Here is a 21,537-nt window from a genome sequence, read left to right on the forward strand (position 1 = left end):
CCATGGCGCTTTCGCGACGCACAGGACAGAAATTTCAAGCTTCGATCTGGCCGGGGTTCGTCGATGCGATGACGGCATTGCTGCTGGTTTTGATGTTTGTACTGACGATTTTTATGATCGTGCAATTTGTTTTGCGCGAAACGATCACTGGGCAAGACAAAGAACTTGATCAATTGACCAGTCAGGTGATGGAATTGGCGGATGCGCTTGGTTTGGAAGAAAACCGTGCCCGTGAATTGTCCGAGAACCTGTCACAGGCTGAGGCGCAAGGGCGTCAACAGCAGGCCTTGATCGCCAGTTTGCGTGGGCAAAATACCAGCCAAGAAGCCGCCTTAACAGCCGCTAGGAATCGGATCACCGGGTTCGAAGCGCAGGTCGCGTCTTTGTTGAGGGAGCGCAATGCAGCTCTGGCCAACAGTGATGCTTTGGTGGCGCGTTTGGACGATTTACAGCGCAGGCAAGATCGGCTGTTTTCCGAAAGTGAAGCTGCGCGACTTGCGCTTGCGCAGGCGCGTGAAGAAACGGATGCGGCAGCCGAAGCCGCGCGTCTTGCCGCTGCACAACGCGAAGCGCTAGAGGCGATGACGGCAGAGTTACAGGAACGCGCGAATGTTGCAGAGGCTGAACTTAGCGATGCCGAAACCGCGCGCCTTGCGGAAAGCATTGCCGCCGAAGCCCTGCGCGAACGTCTTCAGAATGCGGATACAGAACTGACTGCGATGACTTTGGCGTTGGAAGCAGAACGCCAAGAGGCCGAAGACACGCTGACCTTGCTTGCGGCCGCACGACTTGCACAGGAAGCGGCTGCCGGCGCTTTATCTGATGCGGAACGTGATGCAATTTTACTGGCGCAGGCGCAGGAAGAATTGCGCGGTGCACAAGCGGCATCAGCGGAAAGCCAGCGCGCGTTTGAACTGCTGAACAGGCAGGTTGCCGAATTGCGCGGTCAACTGGGTGCCTTGCAAAACCTCTTGGACGAAGCGGCCGCACGTGACTCCGCCGCGAATGTGCAACTTGAAGCGCTTGGGTCGCAGTTGAACTCTGCACTTGCCCAAGTTGCATCAGAAGAACGGCGGCGACGTGAACTGGAAGAAGCCGAGCGCCGTCGTCTTGAGGGTGAAAATGCCGACTTGGCACAATATCGTTCGGAGTTCTTCGGTAAGCTGCGCGATGTTTTGGGAAATCAAGAAGGTGTTCGCATCGTGGGGGACCGCTTTGTGTTTAGCTCAGAAGTTCTGTTTCGCAGTGGATCGGTTGATCTGCTGACGGCTGGACAAGGTGAGGTCGCCAAGATTGCCGCCATCTTATCCGAGGTCGCGGGGGATATTCCGCCCGAGATCGACTGGGTCATTCGTGTTGATGGCCACACGGATGATGTGCCCCAATCAAGCGGTGGCCGCTATCGTGACAATTGGGAGCTCTCCCAAGGGCGTGCGTTATCAGTCGTTCGTTACATGATTGAGGATCTGGGCATTCCTGCGCAGCGCCTGATCGCTGCTGGGTTTGGGGAACACCATCCCATCAATCCCGAAAATTCATCAGAAGCCCGTGCGCAGAATCGCCGGATTGAACTGAAATTTACTGAGAAATAGGCACCCGCTATCTAGGAGAATTGTAATGCCACATAGTTTCGATTGGGTGGATGCATTTACCAGCCAAACCTTTGGTGGAAACGGTTGCGTCGTTGTGCATGACGCCGCTGATATTTCTATCGATGATCGACTGGCAATTGTGCGGGAAACATCTCTTTCGGAATGTGCCTTTATGGTTGATTCTGCCGTCGCGGATTTCGGTGCGCGCTATTATCTTGCGGATAAAGAAATCCTGATGGCGGGTCATCCGACGATCGCGACTGTCGCGTCGTTGATTGATAGAGGGGTGATCGATATCTCGGCAGGTCACGCGAAATTCACCCTTGAGGTTGGGGCGGGCGTTTTGCCGATTGAAGTCGAAATTGTTGATGACAAGGCATTGATTACAATGACGCAACCTGCACCTGAGTTCGGCCGCGAGATTGACGTTGCGATGATCGCGGAAATGTATGGATTGTCGCGGGAAGATATTTTGGGCGCGCCCCAAATCGTGTCGACAGGCACTCCGTTCTGTATCGTGGTGTTGAAAGATAAGGATACATTGCGCAGGGCCTCCCTCAATGTAGAAATGTGGAATGCCCTCAACCCCGTCGGTACAACGCGTTCGGAATTGATAGAACCTTTCTTGGTGACGCTTGGCGGAGAAACGCCTGATGGTGATACGTTCTCACGTTTGTTGCTGCCTGCCCCCATGCCGCCGGAAGATCCTTTTACTGGATCAGCAACCGGTTGTATGGCGGCGTATCTCTGGCATCACAACTTACTTGAAGGTTCCGAATTCATTGCCCAGCAAGGCCATTGGATGGGTCGCCCTGGAGAAGCACGCGTTGAGGTGCTGGGGCCACGCGATGCGCCAACCAGTGTGAAGGTTGGCGGTATGGGGAAAGTTGTGATGTGGGGGATACTCGAGCTGTGAAGCGCGTTCGTTTTCTTTCAAAGAAAACGGGACGGAAAATTGCGAATTTTCCGAGCTGGGATGTGGCCCCGAAATGATACCGGGGCCACGCAGAGCTTAGATAAGGCCCATGCTTTCAAGTTTTAGAAGGACCTGGTGCGCACAGTTGTCGACGTCAACGTTTTCAGTTTCAACAGATAGCTCAGGATCAGCGGGTACGTCATATGGATCAGAGATCCCAGTGAACTCTTTGATTTTTCCTTCGCGTGCCAGTTTATACAGGCCTTTGCGATCACGGCGCTCACATTCTTCAATGCTGGTCGCAACATGGACTTCAACGAAGGCACCAAAGGCTTCAACATCTTCGCGCACAGCGCGACGGGTGGTTGCATAAGGGGCGATGGGTGCACAGATCGCGATGCCCGCATTTTTGGTGATTTCTGAGGCGACATATCCGATGCGGCGGATGTTCAGGTCGCGGTGCTCCTTGGAGAACCCCAGTTCGGAAGACAGGTTCTTACGAACAATATCACCATCAAGCAAGGTCACTGGGCGTCCGCCCATTTCCATCAATTTAGTCATCAACGCATTGGCAATGGTGGATTTTCCTGAACCGGAGAAGCCTGTGAAAAATACGGTGAAACCCTGCTGGCTGCGTGGTGGATAACGGCGACGCAACTCACTGACCACTTCAGGGAAAGAGAACCATTCTGGAATATCAAGACCTTCGCGCAGACGGCGACGCAGTTCTGTGCCTGAAATGTTCAGGATGGTGACGTCGTCTTTGTCCAGGATCTCATCGGCTGGTTCGTATTGTGCGCGTTCCTGCACATAAACCATATGCTTGAAATCAACCATTTCGATGCCGATTTCGTCTTGGTGCTCACGGAACAGGTCCTGTGCGTCATAGGGGCCGTAGAAATCTTCGCCCGCACTGTTTTTGCCAGGGCCTGCGTGGTCGCGACCAACGATGAAGTGGGTGCATCCGTGGTTTTTACGGATCAGGCCGTGCCAAACGGCTTCACGTGGACCAGCCATGCGCATCGCAAGGTTCAGCAAGGACATGTTGGTTGTCGCGGCTGGGTATTTGTCCTGAACAGCCTCGTAGCAGCGCACGCGTGTGAAGTGATCAACATCGCCTGGTTTGGTCATGCCGACAACGGGGTGAATCAACAGGTTGGCTTGGACTTCGCGGGCGGCACGGAAAGTTAGTTCCTGGTGTGCGCGGTGCAGTGGGTTGCGTGTTTGGAACGCAACGATTTTGCGCCAGCCCATTTTGCGGAACCATGCGCGTAGTTCATTTGGCGTGTCGCGGCGGGCGCGGAAGTCATAGTGGATTGGCTGTTGGATACCTGTGATCGGACCGCCCAGATAAATCTTGCCAGCTTGGTTGTGCAGATAGTTCACCGCAGGGTGCGCGTCATCATCTGCGCCAAAAACCATCTCAGCTTCGCGGGCTTTGTTTGGTTCCCATTTGTCGGTGACGGTCATGGTCGCAAGGATCACGCCTTCTTGGTCACGAAGCGCGATGTCTTGGCCAACTTCAACCGTGGCGGCAAAACCTTCAGACACATCAAGATTCACAGGCATGGGCCAAAGGGCGCCGTCTGCCATACGCATATTTTCGACAACACCGTTATAGTCTTCTTCGGTCAAGAAGCCTTTCAGCGGGTTGAATCCACCGTTCATCAACAGTTCCAGGTCACAAATCTGACGGGGTGTCAGGTCGTGACTGGTTAGGTCGCCAGCTTCGGTTTTCAGCTTTTGCGCGCTGTCATAAGAAACGTAAAGCTCCGGAATTGGGGCAAGATTGTTATTCATAATACTGGTCCTGTTTTTAAAGGGTACAAGCCCGCTGGTCGTGCCGGTTAGCTCTGCGTGCAGAGCTTCGTAATCGGCCAGCTTGCGGGCAAGAAAGCTGTCGGTGAGGCGACGCATTTCTGCGCCACCCCGAGATGTCAGAGAATAGGCGAAACGCTGGCGTTTATCGGGGCCAGAACGCTTAGAGATGGTGATTAACCCGCGATCCACTGTTTCGCGCAAAAGCGCATTTAGCCGACCAAGGGAAATACCAATCGCCGCAGCCGTCGCACGCTGTGACGCCTCTGCAGCAGCATCCAGCTGACGCAGAAGCAGGAAGGTTTGATCTTCCTCTGATATGGTATTTTTGATCGCAGGGGATGCCATAACGCTCGACTCAATGTGTGTTCATGCGTGAACACATAGGGCGTGCGACGCTTTCTGCAAACCCTTTTGGTAAATTTCGAACGATTTTTGTGGCGTTTAGGGAACAATGCCAGCGGCTGTGTCGGACAAAAAAAGGGTAAGCCGTAGCTTACCCCAATCATTATTCTCAGAAGATGCAAAAACGGATTATTCCGTTCCATCACCAAGTTCGGCAAGAAAACGTTCCGCCTCAAGTGCTGCCATGCAGCCCATGCCGGCAGATGTTACAGCTTGGCGATATTTATGATCCGTCAGATCGCCGGCAGCGAAAATACCTGGGATGGATGTCGCAGTGCTGTCCGGTGCGGTTTTGACATAGCCGCCCATATGGGTTTCCAGCGTGTCTTTCACCAACTCGTTTGCGGGGGCATGACCGATGGCCACAAACACGCCTTTGCATGGGATTTCGGTGATCTCACCAGTCTCCACATGTTTTGCGCGCACGGCCGTGACGCCCAGCGGGTTTTCGTCACCAACAACTTCGACAAGTTCATGGAACCAAAGTGGGGTGATTTTTTCGTTCTTCATCAGGCGATCCTCTAAGATCTTTTCAGAACGCAGTTCATCGCGACGGTGGATCAAGGTCACTTTTGAGGCGAAGTTCGTTAGGAACAAAGCCTCTTCCACAGCGGTATTGCCCCCGCCGATGACAACAATTTCTTGGCCGCGATAGAAGAACCCGTCACAGGTCGCACAGGCAGAAACACCGAAGCCTTTGAACTTTTCTTCCGACTCAAGACCCAGCCATTTTGCGCGGGCACCGGTCGCCAAAATCACTGCATCCGCCGTGTAAACCGTGCCGCTGTCGCTTTGGGCCGTAAACGGACGTTTCGTCATATCAAGGCTGGTGATCAGATCTGAAATGATCTCGGTTCCCATTGCGCGTGAATGGGTTTCCATATTGATCATCAGGTCAGGGCCCTGGATTTCACTGTGACCTGGCCAGTTTTCAACATCCGTGGTTGTGGTCAGCTGACCACCGGGTTCCATGCCTTGAACAAGGATCGGTTCCAGCATGGCGCGGCTGGCGTAAACGCCCGCAGTATAGCCCGCAGGGCCTGAGCCGATGATAAGTACTTTGGTGTGCCGCGTATCCGCCATGGGGGTCTCCGAAAAATTGTGTTTCAACGGATATAGGGGCTGTCAGCGTTGCAGGGAAGCCCAGCTGCGCTTTGGTCACGAAAAATCTACAATCAGTGGGTGAAGCGAGAAAAAGTAAAAGTTTCCCTGCGTAATGTTGAAATATTATTGCGCGCTGGGCGGCACTCGCGTACGATCCGCGAAAATTACCGGCCGTTGTGCATGGTAAGAACACCCGCGCGGCGGGATTTGTAAACAACCTAAAACGCAGGCGGACCGTATGGCTGGCTCTAAACTTGATGAAATCGACCGTAAGATTCTGGCTGAATTGCAGGCGGACGGTCGTATGACCAATGTGGAACTGGCCAAACGTGTGGGCATTTCGGCGCCACCTTGTTTGCGCCGTGTGCGTACTTTGGAAGACGCCGGATATATCCGGGGTTACCACGCTGATGTAAGTGCGCGTGATTTGGGGTTTGAAGTCCAAGTTTTTGCGATGGTTGGTTTGGTCAGTCAGGCCGAAGTTGACCTCAGCGTTTTTGAAGGCAAGTGTCGCGAATGGCCGCTTGTGCGTGAATGCCATATGTTGAACGGCGAGGTGGATTTCCTGTTGAAATGCGTGGCACCTGATTTGTCGACTTTCCAAAGCTTCCTGACAGAACAGCTGACCTCAGCTGATAACGTCGCCAGCGTGAAAACATCCTTGGTGATCCGATGTGCAAAAGATGTGCCAGGTGTGCCGTTTGAAATCCTCGAGGAACGCGTGCGTCAACTCGAAAGTGGACTTTAAGACCGGGACTGCTTGTATTTCACCTTGCCCGAAATACTTCTGGTGAACCTCACTGGGGCGGGCGTTGCCGCCCTTGTTGCCTACAGCGTACAGATTTAGATGCGGATGCTGGCAATCAGGCGTCCGTAATCCCCTTCATTGTTGTGACAGGCGCGCCGCCACGAATAAAAACGTGTTGGATCGCTATAGGTGCAATGCCCGACCCAGCGTGCTTGCTTTACACCGGCGGAACGAAGGGTGTGCAGGCCAAAGCCGGGCAGATCAAATTGATACTTTCCCTCAAGACCATTGGCAAAAAAACGGCTGTTGCCTGGGTCTTCTTGGATGAAATCCTCGGCGAATTCTTCCCCAACTTCATAGGCGCGTTGGCTGATACACGGGCCGATCACCGCTGAAATATTTTCGCGCGTGGCCCCTAAGGTTTCCATTGCGTCGATGGTCGCCTGAAGCACACCACCAAGCGCACCCTTTGACCCGGCATGCGCCGCACCAATGACCTTGGCGTCAGGGTCCGCAAACAACACGGGCTGGCAATCCGCTGACAAGGCGCTGATCGCAAGGCCTGGGGTCGCGGTGACCATCGCATCTGCCTGTGGCAGTGGTTTGTCCAAAGGGCCCGTGACATGCAAAACATCTGCGGAATGAATTTGATGCACAGACAGTAGGTTTTCAGGCGCAAGAAGAAGCGCATCTGCGACACGCGCTCGATTGATGGTTACGCAATTTGCTTGATCGTCAGATCCAAAGCCACAATTCAGCCCGTGATAGATCCCCGATGACGCCCCGCCAAGTCGCGTGAAAAAGCCGTGCCGAAACGGCAAAAGTGAATCATCCGTAAGAATTTCAAGGCCCATAACATCTTCTCCGATAGCGATCGTTAAACCGAATTTGCCCCGGGCGGATTGAAACCGGGCGGGGGGGGCGTGCCCTTGGCGAACAGTGCCAATGCTTTGAACAGGGTCCCCATTTCTTCGGGGTGGGTCAAGCGCCGATGTGCTGAAATATGCGCATCCAAGGTTTCCCCGGTCATATTCGCAGCCAAAGCTTGCGCGCGTCCCGTGATGCCAAGGCGTTCCAGAAGTACCCCTTGATGTGTCAGGCCAGAGGCATGGATGCCTGCGGTTTCGGCCTCCTCCGTTAGAGGTTCAAAATCCACATGGGCCGTCAAATCGGCGTCGCCGGGTTGCAGAAGTGGGTCGATGAACTGATGGGATTTTAACGCTTGAAAGGTGTCCCCAGTGGAATGCCAGCTGCCGTAATCCACCAGCAAAGCCAAACCACCATCCCGCGCGATGCGTTGGGATATCTCTGTGGCTGTGGCGCGCGCGGCGGCGTTTATTTCGACGAGATCGCCATATTTGGTGTCGTGTAAACGATGGGCCAGCGCTGGGATCTGGGTGCTTTCTCCTGCGCCGAAAATCAAAGTGTCTGGGGTCTCGGGCAGGCCAACACGACGTTCGCGCCAACCCGTGCCATCGCGCAAAAATTGACGGATGGGCAGAGCGTCCAGAAATTCATTTGCAACCAGAAGCAATGTTCCATGCGGAAGGTCGGAAATGGCGTCACACCAGGTGACATCATAATCCGCCAGTGTTTCCTTTTGAACGCCGCGCAGCGTAGCTGAGGCTTCAATCAGGTACAGATTCGCAGCCGCATGGAAGCCCGGAACAGACCGTGTTGCGCGCATGATATCGGCCATCAATGTGCCACGGCCGGGGCCGGGTTCAGCCAAAATGAAAGACTTAGGCGCGTCGCGATCAAGCCAAGCTTGCGCAAGGCAGAGGCCCAGAAGTTCACCGAACATCTGAGAAATTTCTGGCGCGGTGGTGAAATCACCGTCTGCCCCAAAAGGGTCGCGGGTGGCGTAATAACCATGCGTGGGGTGCAGCAAACATTCCTGCATGTATTCCGCGATACTCAGCGGGCCAGTGGTTTGAATGCGTTCAATCAGATGAGGCAACAACGCAGACATCAGATGGGTTTCCGTTTTAACGCCACAACCAAGACGATCAGGCCGAAGATGACCATGGGCAGCGACAGAAGCTGCCCCATTGATAGGCCTGTTTCGCCAAATTGCACAATCAGGCCCAATGGGTTGCTTGGGGTGATGAATTGCGCGTCCGCCTGGCGGAAGATTTCAACGAACATACGCGCAGCGCCATATCCGATGAAGAAAACACCGGTCACAAGCCCTTTGCGTTTCAAAGCGCCAAAGCCAAAAGCCATGATCAGAACCAGCGTGCCAAGCAACAACCCTTCAAGCCCTGCTTCATACAGCTGACTTGGGAAACGTGCGCAGATGCCGTCCGGATGATACATATCTGCGGGGCAATTTTGCGCGCCATACCCCGGGAAGGCCACGCCCCAAGGTGATAGGGTTGCGCGCCCCCAAAGTTCGGCGTTGATGAAATTCGCGATGCGCCCCAACAGCAGGCCTGGCGCTGTGGCAATCGCCAGCATGTCGGCGGTTTTCCAGAGGTCGAATTTATATTTGCGACAATATAGAATGACAGCCACCAGAACCCCTGCAAGCCCGCCATGAAAGGCCATGCCGCCTTCCCAAAGTTTCAGGGCTGACAGCGGATCAGCAAGATAATCGCCCGGTTTATAGAACAATACATATCCAAGCCGCCCGCCCAGAACCACACCAAGCACGATCCATGTCACAAGATCCTCAATGTTCTCACGCTGCATGGCAGGACCATCTTTATCCCAAAGTGTCACGCGTTTCACGGCCTGTACGGCAATGAACCAGCCAATAATGATGCCCATAATATAGGCCATTGCATACCATTTCGGTGCGATGGTGATGCCTAAGATCACAACTGAGAAAATATCGGGGCTGACATCGGGGAAAGAAATGTAATGTTCCATAACGGTTTCCTGCCTGTGGGCGCGGGGGGTGTCAACCATCCGCGGCCCAGAAGGCGGATATCAGCGGTTGAGGGTGATCACATTTTACCTGCGACGCTTCCTCTCTTGTGCTTTTGAGGTGGCGCGCCCATATAGACAGGAACAATCGCCTTCAGACATTCGAGGTCACTATGCAAAGCCGTAACAAAGTTCTTGATGATATTTCACAACTGATGACCAACGCTATGGGTGTTGCGCAGGGTGCAAAAACCGAGGCGGAAACCGCAATGAAAAGCGTGATGGATCGCTGGATGGCTGACCGTGAATTTGTCAGCCGCGAAGAATTCGACGCTGTGCGTGCGATGGCACAGAAGGCGCGTGAAGAAAACGAAGCTTTGAAAGCCCGCATCGAGGCGCTTGAAGCAAAGTAATCACCGGGGTGAGGCGCTGCGCGTAAGCGCCCATCCGTGTATTGGGGTTTCGGCGAATGGTTCCGCCGAAACCCTTGAGTTTATTTCAAGCCTATATCTATGTTGTTGGGAAAGCCCCAAGGTTTTGACGCAGCCGTCGCACCATTAAGCACAGAAGTTGTCATTGAAATGGCCTAGGTTAACTCTGATGCGTTTGAAAGATTGCGCGCAGGGTATTGCAGGCCGTCACCTAAATTTGCGTGCCGAGTTGATGCAAGCCGTCTCTCACTATAGGTTCTGCATAGGTAGCTCGGCGGACATCGCTGCAGCACTGAAATTTGAGGACTGCAAATGTACAATAAGATCATCGTCGCACTATCTCTTGAACATGGCATTAGCGATCTGGCATTATCCGCAGCGCGCGTTTTGGTTTCGGAAGGCGGGGCCATCACTGCTGTGCACGCGTATGAACCGCCGAACACCCAAGTCATGGCTTATCTCGAAGAGGACGCTGACGAGAAGGTGTTTCAAAAGGCGAAGGCGAATTTGGCCGAGCGGGTGAAGGATGAGGCCGAGATTACATCCGTCTTGTTGCGTGGTCCGTCTGCAGGCCGCACGATCACCGAATATGCGAAAACCCATGGTGCGGATTGTATCGTTGTGGCGTCCCATAAACCGGGGATCAAAGATTTCTTCTTGGGGTCAACTGCTGCGCGTGTCGTTCGTCATGCGCATTGTACGGTTCACGTTTTGCGTGTTTGACCTTTAGCCTGTGAAAATGGCGGCCGGTAAGGGAATATCTTTTCGGCCGCTGTGACTGGGCAGCCCTACTGGTTGGCTGCATTTCCAGAGACCATTCTTAACAAAAGCTTAACAAATCCGTCCAATCTGTGGACAACCTACCGTATCCAGGGGGTAATTGGGCGAGAAACACCATTCCTTGGGGATAACATTACATTTTGCCTTTACAGATCTAAATACCCGCGCCACCATATATCGTGTAGGGACCTGGTTGGTCCCCATTTTATAGTAGCGCCATCAAAAAGAGGCGCGACGGAACTCATGCGGGACGAGCTGCCACTCCCCTGCGCAAGCACAAGAGGCCCGGGCATGTCATTATCTGAACATTACCTTGTGGGTGAACCTCATCCCATCGACATCGTTGAAACGCTTGCGGAGCATCACGAATGGGATTTTGACCGGGTTGGAGACGACCAGATTTCGATGGTGGTCGAAGGACAATGGCGCAGCTATTCCATCACATTGGCTTGGTCGCATCAGGATGAAACTTTGCGTTTGATCTCTAGCTTCGAGATGGAGCCCCCCCATGGTCGTATGTCGGAACTTTACGAGGTTTTGAATCATGTGAATGACATGATTTGGGCCGGCGCTTTCACTTGGTGGGACGCGCAGCAGATGATGGTCTATCGTTATGGTCTTGTGCTGACGGGCGGTCAAAGCGCCAGTGTCGATCAGATCAATGCGATGATTGACGCGGCGGTTTTGACGGCGGAACGCTTCTATCCAGCGTTCCAATTGGTGGCTTGGGCGGATCACACGCCGGAAAAAGCGATCAAATGCGCCATTGCAGAGGCTTGGGGGCGCGCATAAGCTTTCCTCAACACGGGCATGAATCGCCCGCATGAGGGGGATTTGCAATGTTCGATACAATCAAAACACGCGGCTTGGTCTTGTTGGGCTGTGGCAAGATGGGATCTGCCATGCTGGAAGGCTGGCTGAAACAGGGTTTGCCTGCCGCATCTGTTTGGGTGAAAGACCCGCGCCCGTCAGATTGGGTCAACGCACAAGGCGTGCGATTGAATGAAAACCTGCCGGAAAATCCAGCATTGGTATTGGTCGCGGTCAAACCCCAGATGATGGAAGAGGCCTTGCCTGTTCTGAAAACCTACGGGAACGGCGACACAATCTTTCTATCCGTCGCCGCTGGCACCACAATTGGTCATTATGAAGACACTTTGGGCGCGCAAACACCAGTGATCCGATCCATCCCCAATACCCCCGCCGCGATTGGGCGCGGGATCACGGGTTTGATTGGGAACGCTCATGTTGGTGAAGGGGCCATGCAATTGGCGGAAACCCTGCTGTCAGCGATTGGGCAAACCGTACGTTTGGACAATGAAGGACAAATGGATGCGGTCACGGCGATGTCTGGATCTGGCCCTGCTTATGTGTTCCACTTGATCGAAGCCATGGCAGCGGCGGGTGTCACCCAAGGTCTGTCGCCTGAATTGTCCATGACGCTGGCAAAAGCCACGGTGGGCGGCGCCGGGCAGTTGGCGGAGGATTCAAGCGAAACCCCGACGCAACTGCGGATCAATGTGACTTCACCCAATGGCACAACCCAAGCGGCCTTGGAGGTGCTCATGGATGAAACTAAGGGGTTCCCGACCTTAATGCGCGACGCGGTTGATGCAGCCACGCGCCGGTCCAAGGAATTGGGCGCATGAGTGACATTACATATGATGATTTCGCTAAGATCGACATTCGCGTTGGCAAGGTGATCCGGGCTGAACCCTATCCAGAAGCGCGCAAACCAGCGATTAAGCTGTGGGTCGATTTCGGCCCTGAGATTGGCGAGAAGAAAAGCTCGGCTCAGATCACGGCGCATTACACGCCAGCAGATCTGGTCGGCAAGCAGGTCATGGCGGTTGTGAACTTTCCCCCGCGCCAGATCGGAAAATTCATGTCGGAATGCCTGATTGTTGGGTTCAGTGATGCGCAGGGCGGCATCGTGTTGACCACGCCGGACCAAGATGTGCCGATCGGTGGAAAGCTGCATTGATGAAAAAGATCTTGATCTCGCGGCGCTTGCCCGACCCGGTTCTTGAGGCGGCCAATGCTCGTTTCGACGTGACCTTGCGCGATGATACATCCCCTATGACACCCGTCGAGATGGTCAAAGCGCTTGGGGAATTTGACGGAATCTTGCCCACACTTGGCGATATGTTCACGTCAGATGTTTTTGCCAGCGCCCCCAATCCCCGGGCAAAGATTCTTGCGAACTTTGGTGTGGGCTATAACCATATTGATCTCGTTGCGGCAAAAGAGGCGGGTTTGGTCGTGACCAATACGCCTGGTGCTGTGACCGATGCCACGGCTGATATTGCGCTCACCCTGATGTTGATGTCTGCGCGCCGTGCTGCCGAAGGCGAACGGTTGGTGCGATCCGGCACGTGGCAAGGGTGGCATCCAACGCAGATGTTGGGTCTGCATATGTCTGGCAAGATTTTGGGCGTGATCGGCATGGGGCGCATCGGCAAGGCAATCGCCAAACGCGCGCATTTTGGCTTTGGCATGGATGTGATCTTTTACAACCGCTCACATGTGGCCGATACCGAGGTTCCCGCTGGCCAGTTGGACCGTGTTTCCGATGTTATGGCTGCGGCAGATATTGTTGTCGTGGCTGTGCCCGGAAGTCCCGCGACCCATCACCTTATTGACGCACAGGCGTTGGGCATGATGCAACCGCATGCTCATTTGATTAATATTTCACGCGGCGACGTGGTGGATGAGGCGGCATTGATCAGCGCTCTCAAATCCAATCAGATCGGCGGCGCTGGGCTGGATGTCTATGAGCATGAGCCCCAAGTGCCCGACGCATTGCGCGCGCTGGATAATGTCACGCTGTTGCCTCATCTGGGAACCGCCGCTTTGGAGGTCCGCACGGATATGGGGCATATGGCGGTTGGCAATCTTGTCGATTTCTTTGATGGTAAGCCTTCAAGAAATGAAATCTAAGCTATTGTGAAATCAGGAATAATCAGATGGCACATAAGAATAAAGTCATGCGTTCGATTAATCTTGATGGAGAATATATCTGCGTTGATGTGTTTCAGCGCCCTGACGGAACCGTTGGTTTCGACGAGTTCCGTCGTGATCCGGAAGATGCCCGGGGCTGGTACAGCATAGGTCATTTTGGTGATCAGGTGTTTGCGGATGTGGATGCGGCCTTTAGGGCCGCGACGCAATCCGTGCATTGGCTTGCAGATAAATGTAGTGTCTTGAAGACCTGATGCGCTGCGTTCGGGGGTTAAGTGTTTTCCACGGCTTCACGCCAGTGACGGCGACACACGGAAACATAGGTTTCATTGCCGCCGATCTGCACTTGGGCGCCATCCATTAAGGGGTGGCCGTTTTCATCCATCCGCAGCACCATGCTGGCTTTCTTGCCGCAATGACAGATCGTACGCACTTCGCGCATTTCGTCGGCTAGGGCCAGCAGAGCTGCGGACCCTGGGAATAACTCGCCCCGAAAATCGACGCGAAGCCCGTAACACATCACGGGGACCTTCAAGTCATCGACCGCGCGGGCCAGTTCCCAAACTTGATCTTTCGTCATGAATTGTGATTCGTCGATGAAGATGCAGGCGCAAGGCCCCTGATCCAGGCGCGCTTTGATCTTCGCATACATATCCTCCCCGGGGGTGAATGTATCTGCATCTGCGCCGATTCCGATTCGCGATGCGATTCTTGCGGTGCCAGCACGGTCATCAAATCCATAGGTCAGCAAATAGGATTGCATGCCACGTTCAATATAGTTGTGGGATGCCTGCAGTAAAACGGTCGATTTACCGGCGTTCATGGTCGAGTAATGAAAGTATAATTTAGCCATGCGGAAGGTTATCCCCGGCTGAATGCTTGGGTGCAACCATATTTCAGCTGAATGTTATTCTGCCCTTTGGGGATGGGTAGGGATACGCCGCCAATGAAGACAAGGATGCGAGCGTCACTTCGAAATAAAAGCGACGCTCGCTGCTGTTGGAATCCGAGTAGCACGAAAATATGCTTGGGGATGAATGAATTCCAACACCGTCTTTTCCTAAAAAGGACCACCGTACTGGTTACAGCAAGCTGGTTCCGCTCCCGCAAGCGAAAGCACGGCAATCCCTACCCATTAACCGACGCTGGGGACGTCGGATACTTGTTACTATCAGGAACCTTCCTGACGCTTTATGAATGACAAATGCGCGGCTTCGTATTAATGGGAAAGAACAAAAGGATTTCCCCCCCCCCTGCGATCCGGCGGGCGAAACGATATCATGAGGGACATAAGATGAGCGGCATGGGCAGTTATCTAAAGAAGCACACGGAAGCTTTGGTTAAGGATGTGGGCATTGAAGCTGCGTGCAGCTTGACCGGAAAGTCGAAGGCGACTCTTGGCCGTTACTATTCTGACAGTGATGAGCATTCCGACCGCTTCATGCCGATTGATGCCGTCGCTTCTTTGGAAGAAGCATCGCGCTATCCACATGTCACAGGTGCATTGGCTGAACTGCGTGGCATTACCATGTCATATGATCAGGATCGCAAGAACTCTCCTGAAGGTGGGGTGAATTCGGATGTGGTTGCTTTGGCCCAGCGATTTGCGATGTTGATGAGCGAGTACAACCAGTCCATCGAAGACGGGATTATCACCGTGAACGAAGCAAAGCGGTTGTTGCGCGAGACATTGGCACTGCAACATGTGTTGATGGATATGAAATTGCACCTCGAAGAAGAAGGCCGCAACTAAACATGTCTCTAAGGCTTGTGATTGAGTCTTGTAAATAAAATCGATTAGGCCCGCGTCTGTATTGCAGGACGGGCCTTTTGCTTTTTCATTTTTTATGTGACTGGTCCTTGGCGTCGGGTATGCATGTGAATGCACCTTGTCATATCCATCAGTTTCGCCATCCTGCGTATATGATGAAACAAAATACCAAAATCACCCGTGCAGATCTCATTCCCAGTGGGGATTTACCCAGAGGCACGGAACTGTTGCGGATGGGGCAAAAACTGGCTGGTGATTGGAATGTCGGCATCAGCGGTTTCAGTCGAGAAACTGGTTTCAGCAATGAAATCGATTATAAACGTCATATGATCGGCTCTGGTCGTATGATGCAGCATGCGCATTTGGGCTTCCGGGACCTTTCCCGGACAGTCGATGCAATCCGCCAAGTTTACGACACCTGCGCAAGCCGAGGCGCACAGATTGACCGGTTTGGCATGTGTTTGGACTGGTCGATGGGCTATCCGCGAGATCACCGCGCATCGAAACCCCGCGGGACGGGGATATTGCTTGAAGGTGTCGCAGATTTTGCCGCCCTAACCGAAGCCAGCTCGGCTGCGATGCATTTTGGGGATTTCATGCTGGGGTTCCCGGCCGCTTTGGAAAATACCTGCGCGGCGCTTGCAGCAGGGGCCACGACAATTGGCAATCTCGGTCAGTATTTTACTTTTCGCTTGCCTGGCTATGACGATGACGTTGAGACCACGCAAAATACGGTCAAAGCGCTGGGATTGATCGCCGCGCAATCGACGCCAGTTTTGGTGCACTCAAATCTTGATGATGGATATGCGGCGGTGTTTGAAGATCTGTCCAGTGCGCTGGGCCAGGCTTTGCTTGAAAAATACATCGTGACTGACCTCATCGGGGCGCCTTATGCGGTGTGTTATGGGCATCATTTCACGGAACCTTTGACACGCATCGCATTTCAGCGCGCGCTTGCGGCGATCAGTGACGGGGTTCCTGGTTCACAGGTGTATGGTGCGACGGTGCTTTACAAAGGGAACCATGCAGAAAATTATGCTGGGCTTTCATCCTATTTGCTGTCGGATATTGTTGCGCAGAAACTTCTGCCAACCGGGCATGCCCTGAACCCTGTGCCTGTCAGCGAAAATGAACGCATTCCTGATGTAGCCGAGATCTGTGATGCGCAATGTCACTTAAGCAGGTTGTCGGAATTGGCCGATGGTTATGTGCCCCTGTTTGATCTGTCTCAGATCGACCAGACATGTAAAATCCTTCTCAAGGAAGGGCAGGGCTTTGCGGATCGTGTGTTGGTTGGGTTGGACGCGATTGGAATTGACATAAAAGACCCCTTTGAGATGTTGCTGGCTCTGCGCCGATTGGGTGGGCGTGCGCTGGAACATCAATTTGGTGCTGGCGCGTTGCGTCAAGATGCGCCGGGCCGCCGCAAGCCGATCATAGTGCGACCACTTTCCGGGAATTGGAAGAAGATGCCGAGGCCTTTATTCAATCAGATGCCGGGCAGGATCTCATTGCGGTTGCGACGACGCCAACCTGTATCCTCACCGCGACGACGGATGTGCATGAGCATGGAAAAATGTTGTTGGATATGGTGTTCACGGCTGCGGGGTTTGGCGTTGAAGATGGTGGTGTATCTAGTGACCCTGATCACATCGTTGCGATGGCCAAAGACAAGGCCATCGATGTCATAGCATTGAGCACCTATAACGGCGTGGCTTTGCGCTATTCAAAGACGCTGCTGCAAAAGCTCTCCGAGGCAGATTTGGCTATCCCGGTTCTGATTGGTGGCCGTTTGAATGAGATTCCTGAAGGCAGCAACACAAGCTTGCCCGTGGATGTTTCTGCCGAACTGGTTGAGCTGGGGGTTTTGGTATGCCCTGACCTAGAAACAGCCGCGCAATCTCTGCGTCTTGTTCTGGTTTCCGATATTCGTATTTCATAACACAATGCGTCCCGATCTTGGCTGCGCAACAATTGCGCACCATTTCGGGAACTAGAAGCGTGGCGCATAATTTACAGATCTGACATATAATTTATACGCATTGGTTACAGTTCCGATGCATGTCCGGGATGTATTTCTTTATTGGAGCTTTCCATGTCTGCACATCTAACTTGCTTGACGTCAGTCCTCGCACTGAGCGCAGCTATTGCTGTCCCTGCCGCGGCTGAGATGAACTTTAATCGTGTTGCAAGTTTTGCGACCCCAGCCAACATGGCACTGGGTGAAGACCGCACGCGTGAAACCTCGCCCGAGATTATCGCGGCCACCGATGATGGTATGACATTGGTATACACCGATAGCCCTTTGGGTGTGTTGGGGATGATCGACATCACCGACCCACATGCGCCGAAGCCGCTGGGAAACATTGAGCTTGGTGGAGAACCCACATCGGTTGCGTTGTTTGATCGGCATGCGTTTGTTGGGGTAAATACTTCTGAAAGTTACACCGCGCCTTCGGGGCATTTGGCGATTATCAATCTGGATACGAAGGCCGAAGTCGCACGCTGTGATATCGGCGGCCAACCTGATTCAGTTGCGGTGCAGAAGGATGGTTCTTTGTTGTCCATCGCAATCGAAAATGAACGCGATGAAGACCTTGGCGACGGAGAGCTTCCCCAGATGCCTGCTGGATCACTGGTGCAGTTTGATGTGAAAGACGCGTTGGTCGATTGTGATGCAATGCGTGTGGTTGACCTAACCGGGCTGGCACAGATTGGCGGCAGTGACCCCGAGCCTGAATTCGTAGGGATCAACGGCAAAGGTGAAACTGTGGTAACGCTGCAGGAAAATAATCACCTGGCAATCATAGATCGCGACGGCAATGTGGCCTCACATTTCTCAGCTGGGTCCGTCGACCTTGAACAGGTCAATGCATCACGGGATGGTCGCCTGACATTTGACGCGACGCTTGAAAATGTTCTGCGTGAACCGGATGCAGTTAAATGGCTTGATGATGATCACTTTATCACCGCCAACGAAGGTGACATGAACGGCGGATCGCGCGGTTGGACTGTATTCAACACTTCTGGTGAAGTGGTCTATGAAAGCGGCATTTCCTTTGAAAATGCCGTGGCACAGATCGGGCATTACCCTGAGAAGCGCGCGGGCAAAAAAGGTGTGGAACCCGAAAGTGTAGAAACTGGCACGTTTGAGGGGACGCCAATGGCGTTCATCGGGGCAGAGCGTGCTTCGGTTGTTGGCGTTTATGACATGACTGACGTGGCCAATCCACAACTGCAGCAACTCCTGCCATCAGGCATTGCGCCGGAAGGCATTGTCGCGATCCCAGGGCGTAACCTTTTGGTGACTGCAAATGAGAAGGATTTCATTGAGGACCGGGGCGTGCGCGCCCATGTGATGATCTATGAATACACAGAAGCCCCCGCAGCCTACCCACAACTGACATCCGCAGGCATGGATGAAATTGTTGGGTGGGGCGCGCTTTCTGGCCTCGTGGCAGATGCGAATGATGCTGGTATTATGTATGCAGTCAATGACAGCTTCTACAAATTTCAGCCGACGATCTTTACCATTGATGCGAACCAGACCCCGGCGCGCATTACCAATGCTTTGCCGGTAACGCGTGCGGGCTACCCGGCGCAAAAACTGGACATGGAAGGTATCGCTTTGGATGGAAATGGCGGCTTTTGGATTGCCTCTGAAGGGCGCACGGATCGCACGATACCCCATGCGATATATCACGTCGGATCTGATGGTGAGATTGACCGCGAAATCGGGTTGCCAGATGCATTGATGTCGGTGGAACGTCGTTTCGGTTTTGAAGGCATAACGCAGATCGGTGATACGCTTTGGATGGCGGTGCAGCGGGAATGGCGCGATGATCCGGAAAACCACGTGAAGCTTGTCGCCTACAATCTTGAAACCGAGGAATGGGGCGCAGTTCTATACGAAAAAGCGGATCCGGCGCGCGGCTGGACCGGTCTTTCAGAGATCACGGCGCATGGCGATTATGTCTATGTGATTGAGCGAGACAATCAAATTGGTTCGAATGCGGCTGTGAAGAACATCTACCGTATTCCAATGTCGGATATGCAACCTGTTGCATTGGGCGGCGATCTCCCTGTGGTCCAAAAAGAGTTGGTCCGCGATCTTATGCCAGACCTTCAAAGCTTGAATGGCTATGTCCAAGATAAGGTTGAAGGCCTTGCGATTGATGTCACAGGGACGGCCTATATTGTGACGGACAATGATGGTGTTGACGATCATTCCGGCGAGACATTGTTCCTAAACCTCGGGAATATCAGTCACTGACCACCAAGCGATCAAAATCGAAAAAGGCGCGGATCACACCGCGCCTTTTTTGCACTTGGAAAGCGGGCGTATTGCATATGTGCGGAGGTCTTTCACCCCGCAAGGAATTTTCTGGGAGATATGGCTTGTTCAGACCTGTCCGTTGCGTGACCTTCTTGGGCGATACTTTCGCGTATAGGGGACGGATGTTCAAAGCCATTGATTATACGGTCTGCTGAAAACTAGGACACGTACTATGCAAGGATGAACGCATTTGGTAAACTCGCTGAAGTGAACTGAAGAGTAGCTGATAAATTCGAGGCAGTTCAGTTTGTTGCTTGGGCGTGGAGCTCGTCCAGCAATATTGAAAAGGTTGAATGGTATGTATGGTTTGATGGCTTTGGTGGGCGTGGTCGTAGGTGGCTGGGCCGTGAGTGAGATTTTTGATTCTGATTCCAGCTCTAGCCCCGATTCTGGTGCGGATGCATCAGGTGGAGGAGGGGAGGCCCCTTCTGCTGGCGCAGGTGCTGAGAATATCCTTAGTGGAGACAGTGACGGCAACATCCTCGAGGGTGGTACGGGTGTTGATCGCATTGCTGGCGCTGAAGGCGACGATACTCTGAATGGCAATGCTGGAAACGACAAGCTAATTGGCGATTCCGGAGACGACACGATCTCCGGAGGTGAAGGCGACGACCGTGTATTTGGCGGGGAAGGCGCAGATGACCTTTCTGGCGATGCTGGCGGTGATCTCCTTGTGGGAGGCGATGGCGTAGACACTATGTCTGGCGGCGATGGTGCCGATAGAATGTTCGGTGATGCGGGTGATGATGTAATGCATGGTGATGCCGATGGGGATAAAATCTTCGGTGGCGATGGTGTGGACTTTTTGTATGGCGACGAGGGCGATGACCTTCTGAACGGTGGGGCGGGCAACGACTTTCTTGCTGGTGGCGACGGTATTGACACGCTTTTAGGTTCTGCCGGAGAGGATGTGTTGTTTGGTGGTGAAGGCGCCGACATTATGAAGGGCGGGACTCGCGATGATTCCCTCTTTGGGCTTGAGGGTCCAAGCCTTGGCGTTTCCGATGACCGTGAGTTAACGCTCAGTGGCCTTCTAGATGGTGAGGTCAATGCTGCGGGTGATGTGATGGAGGGGGGTGCTGGTGAGGACGTTTTTGCTATTGGTAATGGTGATATTGCAACCGGTGGAGCTGACGGAGACACATTTGCCTTGGGAACTTGGCTAGATGGTAGCCAAATGGCGACTATTTCTGATTTCAACGAGGCGGAAGGTGATGCCATATCACTTCTGCATGATGGGACGCTCACCTTAGCCGACGTATCCGTCGCAGACGATGGCGCGGATGCAGTGATTAGTATTAAAGGCGTTGTTGTGACCACCGTGACTGGTGCTGCTGGCTTAACATCCGCAGGTGTGACGCTCCAAGAATATACTCCTGAAGTGTGATGTGACACTTACATAAGGAAGATGAGTGAAGCAAAGTTAATACGCGATCACCTTCGAAGAAACGCACCCATACTGGGTGCGTTTTTTTGATTCTGGGTATGCGGAACGGGAGGGAGTGAATTATTCCGGGGCTTTTCCTGGGAGCCGCGCTTCTTTTGAGCGCGGTTTTTTGATTCTGAGAGTGTGTTTGAGATGTGTATTTTTGTGTTTTCGAGTCGGGTTTTGTTTTTTGGCGACTCGTTTCGACTCGTTTCCTGCTCGTATTGGTTGGATTCTGAGTGTTTGGGGTTTGATGGTGTGCGAGTCGTGGGTTGTTTGCGGTGAGTCTGTTGGAAAATCTGTTGTTCGTGGTTTCTGGAGTGTTAGAAAGTTGCGTTTGGGCTGAGGTATTCATTTGTTAAGTTGCTTTTGATGTAT

General features: G+C 53.3%; 21 protein-coding genes. 15 read left to right on the top strand and 6 right to left on the bottom strand.

Annotated features, from left to right (window positions below):
* The first annotated feature begins 2 nt into the window (after positions 1-2).
* Both RJ38_RS00615 and RJ38_RS00620 read left to right on the top strand, forming a co-directional pair.
* The gene (locus RJ38_RS00615; protein ID WP_039016982.1) at positions 3-1,592 is read left to right on the top strand and encodes a peptidoglycan -binding protein; all 1,590 of its coding nucleotides are present in this window, start codon (positions 3-5) and stop codon (positions 1,590-1,592) included.
* Between the two features lie 25 nt (positions 1,593-1,617).
* Entirely contained in the window at positions 1,618-2,508 is an 891-nt protein-coding gene (locus RJ38_RS00620; protein ID WP_039016983.1) for a PhzF family phenazine biosynthesis protein, read from the top strand.
* A gap of 96 nt (positions 2,509-2,604) precedes the next feature.
* Here RJ38_RS00620 and RJ38_RS00625 read toward each other — a convergent pair whose 3' ends face one another.
* Both RJ38_RS00625 and trxB read right to left on the bottom strand, forming a co-directional pair.
* The gene (locus RJ38_RS00625; protein ID WP_039016984.1) at positions 2,605-4,674 is read right to left on the bottom strand and encodes a bifunctional sulfate adenylyltransferase/adenylylsulfate kinase; all 2,070 of its coding nucleotides are present in this window, start codon (positions 4,672-4,674) and stop codon (positions 2,605-2,607) included.
* Between the two features lie 186 nt (positions 4,675-4,860).
* Positions 4,861-5,814 (bottom strand): thioredoxin-disulfide reductase, encoded by a 954-nt coding sequence (gene trxB / locus RJ38_RS00630; protein ID WP_039016985.1) that lies wholly within the window; start codon positions 5,812-5,814, stop codon positions 4,861-4,863.
* A 259-nt stretch (positions 5,815-6,073) separates the two neighbouring features.
* Between trxB and RJ38_RS00635 the strand changes: the two genes are divergently transcribed.
* Positions 6,074-6,583: an Lrp/AsnC family transcriptional regulator gene (locus tag RJ38_RS00635; RefSeq protein ID WP_039016986.1), complete on the top strand. Its 510-nt coding sequence runs from the start codon at positions 6,074-6,076 to the stop codon at positions 6,581-6,583.
* Between the two features lie 95 nt (positions 6,584-6,678).
* Here RJ38_RS00635 and pgeF read toward each other — a convergent pair whose 3' ends face one another.
* From pgeF to lgt, 3 genes are read right to left on the bottom strand one after another with little or no spacing between them, the layout of a single operon-like run.
* Positions 6,679-7,437 (bottom strand): peptidoglycan editing factor PgeF, encoded by a 759-nt coding sequence (gene pgeF / locus RJ38_RS00640; RefSeq protein WP_039016987.1) that lies wholly within the window; start codon positions 7,435-7,437, stop codon positions 6,679-6,681.
* A 23-nt stretch (positions 7,438-7,460) separates the two neighbouring features.
* Positions 7,461-8,555, bottom strand: a complete 1,095-nt coding sequence (locus RJ38_RS00645) for a class I SAM-dependent methyltransferase (RefSeq protein WP_039016988.1) — start codon at positions 8,553-8,555, stop codon at positions 7,461-7,463.
* Positions 8,555-9,457: a prolipoprotein diacylglyceryl transferase gene (gene lgt, locus RJ38_RS00650; protein WP_039016989.1), complete on the bottom strand. Its 903-nt coding sequence runs from the start codon at positions 9,455-9,457 to the stop codon at positions 8,555-8,557. Before lgt ends, RJ38_RS00645 begins: the two co-directional genes overlap by 1 nt.
* Before the next feature lie 170 nt (positions 9,458-9,627).
* Between lgt and RJ38_RS00655 the strand changes: the two genes are divergently transcribed.
* The 7 genes from RJ38_RS00655 (at position 9,628) to RJ38_RS00685 (ending at position 13,880) form a co-directional block, all read left to right on the top strand.
* The gene (locus RJ38_RS00655) at positions 9,628-9,867 is read left to right on the top strand and encodes an accessory factor UbiK family protein (RefSeq protein WP_039016990.1); all 240 of its coding nucleotides are present in this window, start codon (positions 9,628-9,630) and stop codon (positions 9,865-9,867) included.
* 330 nt (positions 9,868-10,197) lie between these two features.
* Positions 10,198-10,608, top strand: coding sequence for a universal stress protein (locus tag RJ38_RS00660; RefSeq protein ID WP_039016991.1), 411 nt, complete (start codon positions 10,198-10,200; stop codon positions 10,606-10,608).
* 348 nt (positions 10,609-10,956) lie between these two features.
* Positions 10,957-11,457: a type III secretion system chaperone family protein gene (locus RJ38_RS00665; protein ID WP_039016992.1), complete on the top strand. Its 501-nt coding sequence runs from the start codon at positions 10,957-10,959 to the stop codon at positions 11,455-11,457.
* Between the two features lie 47 nt (positions 11,458-11,504).
* Positions 11,505-12,314 carry a pyrroline-5-carboxylate reductase gene (proC, locus tag RJ38_RS00670; RefSeq protein WP_039016993.1) on the top strand — a complete coding sequence of 270 codons (810 nt, stop codon included), beginning with the start codon at positions 11,505-11,507 and terminating at the stop codon, positions 12,312-12,314.
* Positions 12,311-12,649: a tRNA-binding protein gene (locus RJ38_RS00675; RefSeq protein WP_039016994.1), complete on the top strand. Its 339-nt coding sequence runs from the start codon at positions 12,311-12,313 to the stop codon at positions 12,647-12,649. The genes proC and RJ38_RS00675 overlap by 4 nt, the downstream gene beginning before the upstream one ends.
* Complete coding sequence (locus RJ38_RS00680; protein WP_039016995.1) at positions 12,649-13,605, top strand: 2-hydroxyacid dehydrogenase; 957 nt, start codon at positions 12,649-12,651, stop codon at positions 13,603-13,605. The genes RJ38_RS00675 and RJ38_RS00680 overlap by 1 nt, the downstream gene beginning before the upstream one ends.
* A gap of 26 nt (positions 13,606-13,631) precedes the next feature.
* The gene (locus tag RJ38_RS00685; RefSeq protein WP_039016996.1) at positions 13,632-13,880 is read left to right on the top strand and encodes a hypothetical protein; all 249 of its coding nucleotides are present in this window, start codon (positions 13,632-13,634) and stop codon (positions 13,878-13,880) included.
* Between the two features lie 17 nt (positions 13,881-13,897).
* Here RJ38_RS00685 and RJ38_RS00690 read toward each other — a convergent pair whose 3' ends face one another.
* Positions 13,898-14,479 carry a thymidine kinase gene (locus RJ38_RS00690; protein ID WP_039016997.1) on the bottom strand — a complete coding sequence of 194 codons (582 nt, stop codon included), beginning with the start codon at positions 14,477-14,479 and terminating at the stop codon, positions 13,898-13,900.
* Between the two features lie 441 nt (positions 14,480-14,920).
* On the opposite strand from RJ38_RS00690, the gene RJ38_RS00695 reads away from it, so the two are divergent.
* The 5 genes from RJ38_RS00695 to RJ38_RS17895 all read left to right on the top strand — a co-directional run bounded on the left by RJ38_RS00695 (position 14,921) and on the right by RJ38_RS17895 (position 21,120).
* Entirely contained in the window at positions 14,921-15,379 is a 459-nt protein-coding gene (locus tag RJ38_RS00695) for a hypothetical protein (RefSeq protein ID WP_039016998.1), read from the top strand.
* A gap of 173 nt (positions 15,380-15,552) precedes the next feature.
* Complete coding sequence (locus RJ38_RS18695) at positions 15,553-17,088, top strand: hypothetical protein (protein ID WP_156121681.1); 1,536 nt, start codon at positions 15,553-15,555, stop codon at positions 17,086-17,088.
* Positions 16,986-17,339 (top strand): cobalamin-dependent protein, encoded by a 354-nt coding sequence (locus tag RJ38_RS17890; protein WP_238321613.1) that lies wholly within the window; start codon positions 16,986-16,988, stop codon positions 17,337-17,339. The genes RJ38_RS18695 and RJ38_RS17890 overlap by 103 nt, the downstream gene beginning before the upstream one ends.
* 153 nt (positions 17,340-17,492) lie before the next feature.
* Positions 17,493-19,670 carry an esterase-like activity of phytase family protein gene (locus tag RJ38_RS00705; RefSeq protein WP_039016999.1) on the top strand — a complete coding sequence of 726 codons (2,178 nt, stop codon included), beginning with the start codon at positions 17,493-17,495 and terminating at the stop codon, positions 19,668-19,670.
* Between the two features lie 361 nt (positions 19,671-20,031).
* Positions 20,032-21,120: a calcium-binding protein gene (locus RJ38_RS17895; RefSeq protein ID WP_052245103.1), complete on the top strand. Its 1,089-nt coding sequence runs from the start codon at positions 20,032-20,034 to the stop codon at positions 21,118-21,120.
* Positions 21,121-21,537: the final 417 nt, after the last annotated feature.

The organism is Halocynthiibacter namhaensis (genome assembly GCF_000812685.1).
Classification (GTDB): domain Bacteria; phylum Pseudomonadota; class Alphaproteobacteria; order Rhodobacterales; family Rhodobacteraceae; genus Halocynthiibacter; species Halocynthiibacter namhaensis.